The following is a 14,418-nucleotide window of genomic DNA, read 5'->3' as shown; positions in this document are numbered from 1 at the left end:
AAGGCTCATCGATAAAATACAAGATTTTTTATTTGCCCACTCGGTTGAAGTACCTATGCCCGGTCACTAGGCCATGGGCCGGTCATATTTTAGTTGGGCCCGGTTGTATTTTGTTTTGTAGGCCACCGGAGATAACCCCACATATTTTTTGAACACGGTTCGGAACGCTTTTTGGTCGGCGTAGCCCACTTGGTACATGATCTCGTTCACGTTTTGTTGGGTGGTTTCCAAACTGCGTTTGGCCGCTTCTATCTTTACCCGTTGAATGTACTCCAATGGGGTGTTCTGGGTGGCTTTTTTAAACCGCCTGACAAAGTTTCTATTGCTGATCGCAAATTTTTGGGCCAGTTCTTCCACTGATATTTTATCGTTTACATTGTCCTCAATATAATTTTGAGCCGCTTTGATGGCGGTATCATCGTGCTCTTTCTGGCCTTGAAAAATGACAAATTGGTTCTGGTCTTCCCGATCAATTTCAATTTCAAAATATTTGGAGATATAAATGGCGGCTTCGCGACCACAGAATTTTTCAATCAGGTGGATCATAAGGTTCAAAAAAGAATAGGCCCCACCACTGGTGTAAATGCCATCCTCTTCAGTAACAATTTTGTTGGAAACCAGATTCACTTGGGGGTACATCCTTTTAAACAGCTCCATGGCCGCCCAATGTGTCGAGCACTGCTTCCTATCCACCAAACCCGTGCGGGCCAAGACAAAAGCCCCCAGGCACATGCTGGCCACATCGGCATTGTTCCTGTTTCGCTGGTTCATGATCCAATCCACAAAGGGTTCGTTCTGTTTGAGGTCTTCCATTAATTTATCCGTGCGTAAGGCCGGAATCAGGATAAGGTCCGTCTTGTTTACCTCATCAATGGTCTTATCGCAATGGATGCTGAACAGTCCATTGTAGAGTGATTGGTCGCCATCCAATCCCACTAAATGAATGTCAAAAAAATTGTCATTTCTAACACCGGCCTTCTGCAAAAACCGATTGGCTGCGGATAAAATCTTGTACGGCCCCACTACACTGCTCAAAATAGCATTGCCCTTGGGCACCAAAATACTTACGTGTTTCATAGCCATGAATTTACGAGTGATAAATGTAGTAGATATCCGTGGCAGAAACAACCCTTTAAAGTGTCGTATTTGCCCTTGGCCTTAGGTTTTATGCTTTTGTAGCTTAGCCTAATATGGATTTTAAAAGTTCATTTAATTGATAAGAAGTTTATTCATTAATCATAAAAACAGAAACAACATGACCACACAAGAAGTTGCAGACAAATTGGTTGCCTTTTGCAGGGAAGGCAAATACCAAGAAGCGTATGGCCTTTATGCCCAAGACGCAGTGAGTTTAGAAATGCCCAATATGCCCAATGAGGTGACGGAGGGATTGGACAACATCCTACAATGCTTTGAGCAATGGATGGAGGGCATCCAGGAAACCCATGATGGCACGGTTGGCGATCCCGTTGTGGCGGGCAATCATTTTGCCGTGGCCATGACCAGCGATGTTACCTTTAAGGATGGCAACCGAATGAACATGGAGGAAGTTGCCCTGTACCAAGTGCAGGATGGAAAGATCAAAAAAGTATCGTTTCATTATGATACCTCGGCCATGTGCTAACGCAATCTCCAAGCGTATTCAAATTCATAAGGCTGTTTAAAATGTAGGATTTCGTCAACCTGAGCTTGCCCGCCTGCCGGACGGGCAGGATTCAGGTTCACATAGTGCTTTGTTTATAAGTATGATGAGATTCTGAAATGCCTTGCCTGCCGGCAGGCAGGAATTCAGAATGACGCAGTTTCATAATTTTTAAGAGAGCCTCTTTTTTATCCCCCAAAAAAAGCTTCCAATTCCTTTAAGGTCTGGGTTGAGGTTTTAATGTCTTTTACAATTTCTCCTTTGTTGAGCACCACAATACGTTCACAGACTTCGGTGACATGGATCAAATCGTGACTGGAGACCAGCACCGTCACTCCTTCCTTGGCTGCCAAATCTTTGATGATGGCCTTTAACCGTATTTGGGTTGTAGGGTCCAAATTGGCAAAAGGCTCGTCCAAGATCACCACTTCCGGATTGCCAATAAAGCTGGCCACAATGCCCACCTTTTTTTGATTTCCTTTGGAAAGGTCCCGCAGATATTTCTTTTGGCCCAAAATCTCACCGTGGAAAAAATCGTCATAGTTGGACAACAAGGCATCCACATCGGCCTTGTTTCTGCCCCGAAGTTCCCCGATAAAATAGAAATACTCCTCTGGAGTAAGGTAGCCGATCAGGAAAGTCTCATCAATGAATGCAGAAGTAAAGGGTTTCCACGCTTCACTTTGGTCCACCTGCACTTCGTTGTTGATAATGTACCCTGTGGAAGGTTGGGTCAAATCCAACAACAAACTGAACAGGGTGGTTTTTCCTGCACCATTGTTTCCCACAAGACCAAAACTTTGGCCTTTTGGAATTTCCAAATGATCAATATTCAACACAGTTTGTGAACTGTAGGTTTTTGTCAGGTTTTGAGCTGTGATCATGTGCTGTATTTTGTAACTGATTTTTATTTCTGTTTGTAGGCCAGTAAGGTTTTGTACTTCTCTTTTTTATAGATGCCCTCTATCATTTTAAAGGCCTTGTTCTTGAACACAAAGCCCAACATTCCAGCTATGGCAACAAAGAGATATCCGGCCAAGGGATTGATCAAAAGGTGGCCTATGGCATAGATGATAATGGGCAAAACAACTTTGGGCAAGGTCAGCAGCAAGGTCTTTGCATTGAATGCCTGTTTGTCTCCGAAGGCCTTTTTGTTGGAGGTAAGGTCTATGGGTGTCTTTACATATGCCCCACCCCAAAGCACCAAATAGCTGTTGATTCCTATATTATATATAGCACCTACCAATACAGCGGCATAGGCCTCCCATCCAAAGTATATATAAAAAGACGCCAAAACAGTGGAAATGATGGTGGCGATGATGACCAAATACCATTTTGAGGTGAGATACTCCTTATATTGAATGTTCTGACTCATCATCAGCGGATAATAACTGCTGTCCCAACTTGGCACGTACTGCCCAAAGCTGAAGAGGAAACCGCCCGTGACAAAGATTCCGGCAAAAATGTTCCAAAAGGGACTTTCATAGGCCTCAATGGCACCGGTAAAAAAGAGCAATCCATAAAAAATAAAAAAGAAGCCGGCGATGACCGAGGTTCGGGACCGTTTGTTTCGTTTGATGAGTTTGATGTCGTTCTTTAAAAAGGTGCCCAGATTCCCAAAACGGTTCAACCAATCCAGATTTTCTGTTTTGGCTTCGGATTGTTTGGTGGCCAGACCCCCATCCAGATACATGTGTTTTTTGAAATAGGAAAAGGACAAAACATATAAGCCAATCAGCACGAGCCAGGGAACAATCGCCGTCCACGGCAAGTCAAAGAACAAATCAAAAATGGGTTGGGTGTAAAGGGTGATATCAAACCACTGATAATATTGGGAAATTCCGGCCAACAAAAACAGTCCCCCAAAAACATAAAAGATGCTGTCCTTGTTGTTGACCATTACATTGATGAAGTTATTCACAAAAATAAGGGCCATAAACCCCAGGTGCCAACCCACAACAGAAACAATGGAGTAGCCTTCCATGAGCAAAACAACGCTAAAAGGCACAAAGAAAAACGCATGCATGATATTGAAAAAGGAAACCACCGTTTTACCAAGGGAATAGTTCACCACTTTACTTTTGTTGATGGGCAAATACAACAGTGGCTTAATATTGGTCACCGGCATCTTTTGGAGCATATATCGTAGAACAAGGTCAAATGCCAAATAATAGACCATATACTGGTTCACGATCCGTAGGGGATCTCCCCAACCCGCTTCCTTGATCATAAAATAGGAGCCAAAACCCAGCCCAAGAAAGACCAGGATAAAATAAAGGGCCCCGATCCCCATTAAGATCTTTATCCAAATCTCTGTTTTGAATGATGCCGCCCTAAAAAAAGATTTCCATTGAAGTCCAATGAAACGTTTGAACATGGTTGGTTGTTTTTTTGTTAGTATGCAAAGTAGGTGATTTGTTACAATACGCATCCTTTTTGAAAAAATGGGGCAAAAAAATAAGGGTAATCCTTAGTTTTGCAGCAAAATTGTTTTCATGAGCGATTCCCATGCGTTAAAAATCTCTGCAGTAGATCGATTAACCCCGAACGCGGTGGCACTTACCTTTGAGGTTCCGCAGGAACTTAAGGACACCTATACCTTTAAAGCGGGCCAGTACATTACCATAAAATACCCATTGAACGGAAAGGAACTCCGCAGGGCCTATTCCATTTCTTCGGCTCCTTCCTCCGGAAAATTGACCGTTGGCATCAAGAAAATGCCAGATGGTACATTTTCCGTGTTTGCCAATGAGAATCTAAGGGCCGGTGATGCTCTGGAGGTGATGCGCCCAGAAGGACGTTTTGTGTTTGAACCAAGTTCTGGGGAAAAAAGCGTTGCAGCCTTTGCTGCCGGTAGCGGCATAACCCCCATCATGAGCATTGCCGAAGCAGTTTTGGAAAGCCATCCCGAAAACACTTTTGTGCTGGTTTTTGGGAACCAGAACCCGGAAGAAACCATGTATTTTCAGAAAATACAGGCACTTAAGGAACAATATTCCGAACGGTTTTTTGTCCAATATGTCTACAGTAAAGCACATGAGGACGATGCCCTTTTTGGGCGGATTGAGCGCTCTACCGTCAATTTTGTGGTGAAAAACAAGTTTAAGGAGACTCCTTTTGATGCTTTTTATCTCTGTGGACCCGAAGAAATGATCCATGCCGTATCGGATACGCTTAAAGATAATGGTGTTTCTGGGGATAAAATTCATTTTGAACTGTTCACCAGCTCCGATGAGGAAGATGAATTGGCCGAAAACCTTGAAGGAAAAACCAAGGTTGAGGTGATTTTGGATGATGAAACCTTTTCGCTTGTGATGGATCGGAAACAAGTGGTACTGGACGCTGTCCTGAAAGAAAACATTGACGCCCCCTATTCCTGTCAAGGTGGGGTTTGCAGTACCTGCATTGCACGAATTATAGAAGGAAAGGCTGAGATGGCCAAAAACCAAATCCTGACCGATGGTGAAGTGGCCGAAGGATTTATCTTAACCTGTCAGGCCCACCCATTGACCCCAACATTAAAGATAGACTACGACGACGTCTAGTCTTTGGAGGCCAATAGTTTTTCAATGGCCCTGCTGGCATGTTCATAACCAATGGAAAAGGCGTTTTCTATGCCCTTTTTGTCCAAAACACCAATTTTGTCCAGTTCTTTGGGTTCTATATGCAGGTGGCATTGCTCCAGCTTTCCTTTGTTGGAAGCATAGATCATCAAATTGGTGACCCTTCCGGCCAATTGAAGGGAGTTTCGTAGATCGGTTTTTTGTACTTCGGCCGCTATGGAAACATTGCTTCCAATGAGAAAGTCCACTTTATCCTCCAAATATTCTTTTGGAAAGTTGTTCATGATCCCCCCATCGGCATAAAGGACACCTTTAATCTCCACTGGGCTAAAAACAGGGGTGAGTGCAGCAGAAGCCAACAGCGGTAAAATCAATTCGCCCCTGTGGAAGGCCTTTTCCGCACCACTCAACAAATCCGTGGCCACCACATACAAGGGCTTGCCCAAACTTTCAAAAGAGTCATTGGGAAAATAGCCCTTAAAAATGCTGAAATAGCGTTCCGTATCTATAAATCCCGGTTTGTTGATGGCAAAAAAGCTGTATTGGAACAGGGGCGTCTTTCTGAAAAAGTCCAGCATGCTCTCCACAGAATTCCCATTGGCATACAGGGCCCCGACCAATGCCCCTACGCTGGATCCCGAAACCATTTGTGCCTCCAGTCCGTGTTCGCGCATGGCCTTGATCAACCCAATATGGGCCATCCCCCGAACACCGCCGCCGGAGAGAACCAAACCAATGGATTTATCTTCAAACATTTTAATTATCAAATCAACAAAACGCTAAGTTATGGTATTACCGTGTGGGTGACATTGCCAAAGCCCATGATTTCGGTTAAAAAATCATCATCTTTATAACTCACATTCATTTTATAAGGCGCTGTTTCACCGACTGAGCGGTCGGTAAATTTTTGTTTGCTTGTAGTTTAACGTTTTTTGTCGAACTATTTTTAGGGTACATCGGTAGTTACTAACCCGCTCATTTTCAAAACAGACTGGTGGGTCGGAATGTTAAAGTTGAGGTGGCTCTCCCTAAAACTGTAATTCAAATTGATGTGATCCGACCAAAACAAGTAGTAATAATTGTTGTATGTTTAGGATAAACATCGAATAGCTTGCGCGAAAAACCATTTCAAGATACCGCTATTTTAATCTTCGCAAATTCTGCGACGAAGGATAGCCATATCAAAAAAATTGGTGCGGACACTTCCCTTTTTGATGCCCTCAATGCACATATTTTTTCCATTGTAAAGGCAACTGGACTGCCTTATTTTCATTTTACGGAAAAGGAACAACACGGGCAGACGTTTGGGGAACGTTTCTCCAATGCCCTTCAATCGGTTTATGATAAGGGTTTTGCCAACATCATCGCCATTGGGAACGATAGCCCGCAACTGAAGACCCGACATCTGCTGGAAGCACACCAGCAGTTACGGCTTGGCAAGACCGTTCTTGGCCCTGCTGTGGACGGTGGTTTTTATTTGTTGGGGCTGCACCAATCCAACTTTCACGAGTGTTCTTTTAAAGCACTTCCGTGGCAAGTAAGCTCGTTGTTCAAAGCAACGGAACAGTATTTTGAATCCGCCGGCTGTACGGTTTTTTCATTGGACCGATTAATCGATATTGATTCCACCACCGATATAAAACGTCTTTCCAATCACGTCTCAACTATAGTTGATGCATGGCTGGTACTTTTTTCAAAACTGTTGCGGCAAACCATCCGATTTCAGGAAATTGGCCTTATCGCCGATAAAAATATTTTTCTACACATTCCTTTTAATAAAGGGTCTCCCTTCTCGTTTGCCTGATTTATCAATGCCGAGTCTTTGAACTTGGCCCCCTTAATTATTTAATTCCGACATGCGAATGCCATATAGGTACATGTCGATAAACCGCTAAAAAACAAAACATGGCAAACTCATATTATGACCCAGCTGACCTGAGAAAATTTGGTTCCATCACCGAATGGAGTGAAGAACTGGGCAACAAATTTTTTGATTATTATGGTAAGGTTTTCGAAGAAGGTGCACTAAGTGCAAGAGAGAAATCATTGATCGCGCTTGCGGTGGCCCACGTAGTGAAATGCCCCTACTGCATTGATGCCTATACCAAAGATGGATTGCAACGTGGCATCACCAAAGAGGAAATGATGGAAGCGGTACACGCCGGTGCCGCCATTGAAAGTGGTGCTACCTTGGTGCATGGCGTACAGATGATGAACAAGTACAACAAACTCTCCATGTAGGCTGGAACGCTACTTTTTTAGACATGAGACCGCTTCGCTTTTGCGATGTTAGAAAGCCAGTGTACAATTTTAGAAACTAAAAATGGGACAAAGTATATTATCAGATATTAAAAAAGCGGCCAAAAAGTCGTTGAAGGCACGGGAAAATGAACTCGCCAATACCACCAAACAATTGGACATCCTCAATGGTGGCCTTTTTGCGGATGGCGAACTTCCTTTCTTCAAAGACAAGATTGCCCAGATTGGTCACTTTCCACTTAAGCCCAAAACCTTGGAGATCCTGCAGATCAATGTGGGGTATATGTGCAATCAGGTTTGTGAGCACTGCCATGTGGATGCTGGTCCCGACCGAAAGGAAATCATGACCCGCGAGACCATGGAGCAGTGTTTGGAGGTCATCCGAAATACGGGAGCGCACACCTTGGACCTCACTGGAGGTGCACCCGAAATGAATCCTGATTTCCGTTGGTTTGTGGAAGAAGCCTCCAAAGCGGGTATCCAGGATTTTATTGTGCGTTCCAATTTGACGATTATCCGGGCCAATAAAAAATACCATGACCTCCCGGAGTTCTTTAAAAAGCACAATGTGCACGTAATCTCGTCCATGCCGCATTACACTCGGGGCAAAACGGACAAGCAACGTGGGGATGGGGTCTTTGATAAATCCATACAAGCCTTGCAAGAACTTAACGCTGTGGGTTATGGCATGCCGGACAGCAACCTGCGGTTGGATTTGGTCTATAATCCCTCCGGGGCATTTTTGCCGGGCGACCAAGCGGCCATGGAACGCGATTTTAAAAAAGCGTTGAAGGAAGATTTTGATATTGAGTTCCATAATCTGTTTGCGATTACCAACCTGCCCATTTCCCGCTTTTTGGATTATTTGATCGCTTCGGACAATTATGAGGATTATATGTACGCCTTGGTCGAGGCCTATAATCCCGCTGCGGTGGAAAACGTGATGTGCACCAATACCATTTCGGTGAGTTGGGATGGTTGGTTGTACGATTGCGATTTTAACCAGATGCTCGACCTAAAGGTCGCCAGTAAGGTAAAACACATTAAAGACTACAACGAAGACTTGTTGAATGATCGGGAGATTGTGATTTCACAACACTGTTATGGGTGTACAGCTGGGGCAGGGAGCAGTTGTCAGGGGACGGTGGCATAGTCATTGTACTTTGGTCAAAATATCTACTTTTTTTCCATTTTCGAGAACCGCCATCTTAATTTTTGAACCCTCAATATTTTCAAATTCAAAAGTTAAGGGAGCCTGTTTGGCATAAAACAATATTTCAGATGCTGGATAGATGGTGATTTCCATAGTACCTGATTTCATAATCAGTGTATTTTCCATTGTTGATATGTGCGCCTGAGTATTCTTGCTCTTATACTCCCCCACATAAGTCTTCAAAACAGAAGTGGGAACACATATTTCCTTAGGAGTATTTTGCTGTTTAGGAGGTTGGTGATCAAAACTCAAAACTCTTTTAAGTTTCCATATGTTGTCCTTCTTTATCCATAAATGAGAATATAGCGCGGTACTTGTCAAGTAGGGTTCTTTTCCATCTTCTTTACTATAAAACTCATGCTCTCCATTCTGCACTGCGCCATACAAAACACCATCTTCAAAAAGCGGATATACTTTAAAATCATCTTTGCCTAATTTTCTTATTGGCTTGCTCTTGGTATTTGAACAAATATTTTGTCTTATTGTTGATAGGAAAGCCTCTTTGCCCTGGGTAATTCCAGCTTCATCATGATAAAACTCAAGATCATCGGCAATAAAAGGCTCAATTTCAGAAATTGCACAAGCGTTAAATCCCCTCTCAAAAATAATGCTGTCCAATGCTCTTATTTTATTAAATAGTGCCGTATTCTTCTCTACTTGGGCATTGGCTTTATGAAAAACTAGGGACAACAGAAAAAGAACAATCAAGGTTTTAGCTAATCGTACCATCATAATTTAAATATTAAGGTTTTGGTTATATTCAACTTCATAAAGAGCGAGAACATTTCATTTTGTTACAACCCATGCTGATGTAGAAATCTCTGCCTTGCCCTTTGTTATATTTGAACACAAGATTTTAGCTGATTAATCGACCTATTAGTCGGTTGGTTTCTTTGGAATTTTGCACGTCGAAAACTTTATATAATAATGGGATTATTGAATGGCCGGGAGATCGTTATTTCACAACACTGTTGCGGTTGCGCAGCAGGGGCCGGAAGTAGTTGCCAAGGGATGGTGGCTTAACTTTTCACAATACGTCGTAGGATGGTCAATATGGCCTAGAAATTTGGCTAAGGTCAGCCAAAAAAATATCCCGAAACTATTTCAAGATTTCGGGATATTGCAGTAAGCTAGTTTAGTTTGCTGTCTGCTAGCGGCCTCTTCCGCCTCGCCCTCGCCTATGGTTTCCATGGTGGTGGTGACCGCCATTACCATGTCCACTTCGGCCAGAAAATTTTTCTACCCCTTTTACATTCATTTTAATGGAGGATACAAAGGGTACGGAGGTAATGAACAACTCTTTATTGTTCTGTCCGGCAAAAACATTGTTGGTCGCGCCATCGGGCATATCAATGTTCATAATATTTTCACCATCCGGGGCGTATACCTTAATGCCTCCGCTGCTTACGTAGACATTTCCTTCATCGTCCATGGACATGCCATCACAGAAGTTCAATCCCGGGACAAAATCCTGCAAGTTGGACAAACTTCCGTCTGGGTTAATATCAAAAACAAAGACGCCCCCAGTACCATCATAATGCCATTGGTTGACATAGAGTTTGGTGCCATCAGGACTACCGACCACACCATTTGGCCAGGAATCATCGTTCCATTCGGCCATTGTGGTTACCCTGACCAATTCTGAAGCACCGGGCGCCAGATAATACACATGGCCCCCTTTGCCCGTTTCGGCCTGCTCGGAATGGGTAGGCTCCCAAGGCTGTATTCTTGGATCACCCTCTTCCCAATAGTCCCGTGGAAAAATAGGATCGGTGATATACATGCCCCCCGTTATAGGATTGATCCATACATCGTTTGGCCCATTCAGGAGTTTGCCGTTGTAGTTGTCGATAAGGACTTCATGGGTTCCGTCTGGAAAAATTTTCCACAGTTCCCCGTGAAGGTCGGCACAGGCAATTAAGTTTCCATCCTTGTCAAAAGCCATACCATTGGCACGTCCTGTTCCTTCCAAGAACAGTGATACGTGACCGCTTCTAGCGGACCACTTATAAATTCTGTCGTTGGGTTGGTCTGTAAAAAAGACATTGCCGTGTTTGTCCACTGCCGGACCTTCCGTAAACCCAAAACCATTTTGGATAGGGGTCAATTCATCATGGGCACTTGGCGAAATCAAGGAATAGGGGTCATAGATTTCGGCCTCTACGCTCCAATCCAAGTCCTTTTTTTTGTGCTTGGCCGTCAACAGCTCTGGCTGTAATTCTTCTGAAGATTCCAAGCTATCCTTGGAACATGCAAATACCAAGAATAGCAAAACTATCCCCAGGGTACTAAAAGCTCTTGTTTTCATTGTTTCATAAATTGAGGTTGTTGATAGAGAGTTTGACAATTTTTAACTTAAAAAATTGCGGAATACTAAATATAGCAATTATGCGTTATGAAAATTTGAATAAAGTGTATATTCAACACAATTGTTTTGTTTGTAACAAATTATATTGTAAACCACTCATTTTTAAACATATATGGAAGGGACAGGATCATCGTGAAATTATGATTTCACAACATTGTTATGGGTGTACGGGAAGTGTGGGAAGTAGTTGCCCAGGATGGTGGCTTGGGTTTCTAGGAAGTGTTTTTCATTTATCGGTCTCATCTAAACTGGCTTTCTGGGCCCTTACCAAAAATGAGCATTTACACAATGTTGCCTTTCGTTTTTTTTTACAACCCATTTTCAATCATTTGTAAAACTGTTGAAACCTTATCTGCATATTCTTTATCATCCATTTCATGATCAAAGAATTCTTCTTCCAATCCTATTGTCAAATTATCTCTTTCGAGAAGATTCAATAATTTACTTCGTCTGTCTTTGTCATTGGACTTGATTATTTTATCAGAATACAAAATTTCGTTTCCATTCATATAGAAGAATTCAACGAAATTTTTTAAGGCAATTTTATTCTCTGGAAATTCCCACATTTTGAATAGTTCTTCAAAATTGAAGTAATTTAGATATGATTCAAAATCTCCAATCCAAATTTTGTTTTCAGATTTATTGACTAATTCTTTCCAATCAATTTCAACAAATTTATTTATCTGTTTTTGCTCTTCTTCCTCCCATTCTTTCCAATTTGCATGTTCCAGTTTGTTGTGAATCGTATCTAAATCTATCCATCCTTTTCCTTTTCCTTCTTTATAAATTTCAATGATTCTGGGAAGAAAGTGTTTGTAATTTTCTACATTTCCCCATGTTGTCATTGCCTTTGCATTGTAAAATCCAATATCATCAGCTTCTAAGTCTCTGAGGGGTTTTGAATATATTTTTTTCTCGTCTTCATCCGAAATACAGCCGCAGGGACATTTTGCAATCTTTCCATTCAATTTATACTTTTTGAATGTTTCGTAAAGATTTTCTATACTCTCTTTTGCTGTCATTTTTACTTTTTCTTAATGGAGGGCAACGTTCTAAGGTATGATTCAATTTTAAATGAATTAAATCGACCGAAACCGAAACAGGCCCGTCTGTGGGTTGGGCTGGTTCAGCACAAGTACCTAACTGTCGGCAGACAGGAATGAAATTAGCATTTTTAGCTATAGATTTCCGGGGCCAATTGATGGTTACGTCATCCCTTTCAACGCATCCACCCTATCGTTTGACCGACCCATAAGCCTGTTTGTTTTTAGGGTTTGAACGATTGAGGTGTTATAATCACACAATATATTCTACATCATTGATTATTTCGTGTATTTTTGGGAATGGCGGGGGTTTTTCATAGCCTTACGTATCGCCTCTGTTGTTTTATGACCTAACAAAATGATATCAATGTATAAAAACCAAGCACCCATGAATTGGAAATTGACCAAACACTTTATTTATAGCAGTTGTATTGCTGCACTTACCATCGTACTGGTAGGATGCTCCCCATCTGGACCTAAATGGAAGGAAAAAAACGACGCATTGATTGCCGAACATGATCTTACGGTTCGCGAACTATCGGACTTACCCGAACATAAAATTGAATCAAATCTGGAAGCAGGTGAGGTAACCGATCTGGAGACGTTGACCACCTTGGAGTTGTATCCGGGAATCACGGCATCAATGTTTTGGGGAACGGGAAATATGGTAAGTGTGTTGGAGCTTTCTCCCAATGCTGAAATACCAGCCGAAGAACTCCCTGCTGATCGCTTTGTCTTTGTTATGGAAGGATCCATTGAGCAGATGATAGATGGAAATCCTGTCACACTTATTTCAAGAGAAAGGGAAGCGCCGGATGGCGTGCATAGCGCCACTCCCAGAATTGACTTTGTTTATCTGGAAAAAGGAACGGAAAGTGGAGTAACCGCCGGTGAATCCGGAGCGCAGTTATTGGAAGTGTATTCACCGCTACGACTGGACTATCTTGAAAAGGCTGGAATATCAAATCTTCCTGAAACCATTTCGGATGTAGCCACCACCATGCCTCCAAACGTAGAACCTAATACAGTCTATGATCTTTATGATTTTCAGTTGACGCAACTGGCTGACGGGGCTTACTCAAGACTTGTTTCAGGCAGAAATACACAATTGAGCTTTATTTCCATGGGTCCCGGATCTGCGTTCCCTCATCACATCCATCCTCAGGAACAAATGATGTTTGCCCTTAGAGGGGAGTGTGAGGAAATCTTATTGGACACCAAACAAAAAATGACGCCCAATAGTGTTGTTCGTATCCCTGGCAACATGGTGCACGGCGCAGAGATTGGTGAATTGGGTACCGATGCTTTGGATATATTCTGGCCTGCTCGTCAGGATTATTTGGATAAAGAAAAGGCGGCCCTCGAAGCCTACCGGGAAATTATTCCGGAAGGGGCTGAACCTGAATTGATCGCTGATGGCAGTGAAACGGAGCCGCCACTGTATTTCACAGAAGGACCCAAATGGATGGATGGAAAGATTTATCTATCCAATATGTTCTTTGATGCTGCCTGGAATGCAGACCCCAGTAAGAGCTCCACTGTGGAAATGGATCCAGATGGTACCTACAGAAATATCAAGGAGGGGATCCAAACCAATGGGCTTTACCCTTATAAAAATGGCAATCTTTTGGTTTGTGATATGATCGGCCACAGAGTGCTGGAAATGACCACGGATGGAAGAATTGTTCGAACTGTGGTGGATTCTTATGACGGAAAACCTATTGATGGTCCAAATGATATCATCACGGATGCCAAGGGTGGGATTTATTTTACAGATCCACAGTTTACCATGGAGGCTGAAAAATTCCAACCCGGTCGAGCGGTTTACTATGTGTCTCCAGAAGGTGAAATCACACGGATCGTAGAACCCAATGAATTTGCCATGCCAAACGGGATAGTCCTATCACCTGATGGCAAAACCCTGTATATCAACAACTGCTATGACAATGAGTCTTGGTATCCCGTGGATAGTGAAAAGGATAATTTTATCTGGGCATATGATGTAAATGATGATGGAACCATAAGCAACGGAAGGCAATTTGCAGAGGTGTTCCTTACCGGAAATGTTCTGGACAGAAAAGGGAAATCCACCAGCGCAGATGGAATGGCCATTGATACCGATGGAAACCTTTATGTGGCCACGTACTACGGCGTACAGATTTTTAACTCGGAGGGCACTTTCGTTGGGATGATCAACCTGCCTTCTTTCCCCGTAAGCCTTTGCTTTGGTGGAGAAGATATGAAAACGCTCTACATGGTAAGCTATAGCCAAGTTTACAAAATCGAAACAAATAAAACAGGATATATTAACTATCTATAAGAACAATCTC

The 14,418-nt window shown here is 42.7% G+C and carries 14 protein-coding genes and 1 pseudogene; 8 read left to right on the top strand and 7 right to left on the bottom strand.

The window, feature by feature from the left end:
• Nucleotides 1-66: 66 nt before the first annotated feature.
• Complete coding sequence (locus tag A7D14_RS02805) at nt 67-1,077, bottom strand: GlxA family transcriptional regulator (RefSeq protein WP_067029710.1); 1,011 nt, start codon at nt 1,075-1,077, stop codon at nt 67-69.
• 178 nt (nt 1,078-1,255) lie between these two features.
• On the opposite strand from A7D14_RS02805, the gene A7D14_RS02800 reads away from it, so the two are divergent.
• Nucleotides 1,256-1,624 (top strand): nuclear transport factor 2 family protein, encoded by a 369-nt coding sequence (locus A7D14_RS02800; RefSeq protein ID WP_067029705.1) that lies wholly within the window; start codon nt 1,256-1,258, stop codon nt 1,622-1,624.
• A gap of 206 nt (nt 1,625-1,830) precedes the next feature.
• Here A7D14_RS02800 and A7D14_RS02795 read toward each other — a convergent pair whose 3' ends face one another.
• Entirely contained in the window at nt 1,831-2,526 is a 696-nt protein-coding gene (locus A7D14_RS02795) for an ABC transporter ATP-binding protein (protein ID WP_067029703.1), read from the bottom strand.
• Nucleotides 2,527-2,549: 23 nt separating this feature from the next.
• Nucleotides 2,550-4,019, bottom strand: coding sequence for a DUF5687 family protein (locus A7D14_RS02790; protein WP_067029701.1), 1,470 nt, complete (start codon nt 4,017-4,019; stop codon nt 2,550-2,552).
• 118 nt (nt 4,020-4,137) lie between these two features.
• Between A7D14_RS02790 and A7D14_RS02785 the strand changes: the two genes are divergently transcribed.
• Complete coding sequence (locus A7D14_RS02785; RefSeq protein WP_067029700.1) at nt 4,138-5,187, top strand: ferredoxin--NADP reductase; 1,050 nt, start codon at nt 4,138-4,140, stop codon at nt 5,185-5,187.
• Here A7D14_RS02785 and A7D14_RS02780 read toward each other — a convergent pair.
• A complete protein-coding gene (locus tag A7D14_RS02780) occupies nt 5,184-5,960 on the bottom strand; it encodes a patatin-like phospholipase family protein (protein WP_067029698.1) in 777 nt (258 codons plus the stop codon). The two genes, A7D14_RS02785 and A7D14_RS02780, sit on opposite strands and share 4 nt — an antisense overlap.
• Before the next feature lie 356 nt (nt 5,961-6,316).
• Here A7D14_RS02780 and A7D14_RS02775 point away from each other — a divergent pair, with 356 nt between their 5' ends.
• The 3 genes from A7D14_RS02775 (at nt 6,317) to arsS (ending at nt 8,617) form a co-directional block, all read left to right on the top strand.
• Nucleotides 6,317-7,009, top strand: coding sequence for a DUF2064 domain-containing protein (locus A7D14_RS02775; protein ID WP_067029696.1), 693 nt, complete (start codon nt 6,317-6,319; stop codon nt 7,007-7,009).
• Nucleotides 7,010-7,110: 101 nt separating this feature from the next.
• Complete coding sequence (locus A7D14_RS02770; protein ID WP_067029694.1) at nt 7,111-7,446, top strand: arsenosugar biosynthesis-associated peroxidase-like protein; 336 nt, start codon at nt 7,111-7,113, stop codon at nt 7,444-7,446.
• A gap of 82 nt (nt 7,447-7,528) precedes the next feature.
• A complete protein-coding gene (arsS, locus tag A7D14_RS02765) occupies nt 7,529-8,617 on the top strand; it encodes an arsenosugar biosynthesis radical SAM (seleno)protein ArsS (RefSeq protein ID WP_067029692.1) in 1,089 nt (362 codons plus the stop codon).
• On the opposite strand, the gene A7D14_RS02760 is transcribed toward arsS, so the two are convergent.
• Nucleotides 8,618-9,409, bottom strand: a complete 792-nt coding sequence (locus A7D14_RS02760; RefSeq protein WP_067029690.1) for a nuclear transport factor 2 family protein — start codon at nt 9,407-9,409, stop codon at nt 8,618-8,620.
• Nucleotides 9,410-9,610: 201 nt separating this feature from the next.
• Between A7D14_RS02760 and A7D14_RS20535 the strand changes: the two are divergent.
• Nucleotides 9,611-9,700, top strand: a pseudogene (locus A7D14_RS20535) (DUF3641 domain-containing protein); the annotation flags it as partial.
• A gap of 127 nt (nt 9,701-9,827) precedes the next feature.
• Here the strand turns inward: A7D14_RS20535 and A7D14_RS02750 are convergent.
• Nucleotides 9,828-10,985, bottom strand: coding sequence for an SMP-30/gluconolactonase/LRE family protein (locus tag A7D14_RS02750; RefSeq protein WP_067029686.1), 1,158 nt, complete (start codon nt 10,983-10,985; stop codon nt 9,828-9,830).
• Nucleotides 10,986-11,065: 80 nt separating this feature from the next.
• Between A7D14_RS02750 and A7D14_RS20530 the strand changes: the two genes are divergently transcribed.
• The gene (locus A7D14_RS20530) at nt 11,066-11,380 is read left to right on the top strand and encodes a DUF3641 domain-containing protein (protein WP_409552661.1); all 315 of its coding nucleotides are present in this window, start codon (nt 11,066-11,068) and stop codon (nt 11,378-11,380) included.
• Here A7D14_RS20530 and A7D14_RS02745 read toward each other — a convergent pair.
• Complete coding sequence (locus A7D14_RS02745; protein ID WP_067029684.1) at nt 11,354-12,067, bottom strand: hypothetical protein; 714 nt, start codon at nt 12,065-12,067, stop codon at nt 11,354-11,356. The genes A7D14_RS20530 and A7D14_RS02745 overlap by 27 nt on opposite strands.
• Nucleotides 12,068-12,455: 388 nt before the next feature.
• Here A7D14_RS02745 and A7D14_RS02740 point away from each other — a divergent pair, with 388 nt between their 5' ends.
• On the top strand, nt 12,456-14,408 hold the full coding sequence (locus tag A7D14_RS02740) for an SMP-30/gluconolactonase/LRE family protein (protein ID WP_218058499.1): 1,953 nt from the start codon (nt 12,456-12,458) through the stop codon (nt 14,406-14,408).
• The last annotated feature ends 10 nt before the right edge of the window (nt 14,409-14,418 follow it).

This window comes from Allomuricauda sp. CP2A (assembly GCF_001683915.1).
Classification (GTDB): Bacteria; Bacteroidota; Bacteroidia; order Flavobacteriales; family Flavobacteriaceae; genus Flagellimonas.
This window is presented reverse-complemented; position numbering and strand designations above follow the sequence as displayed.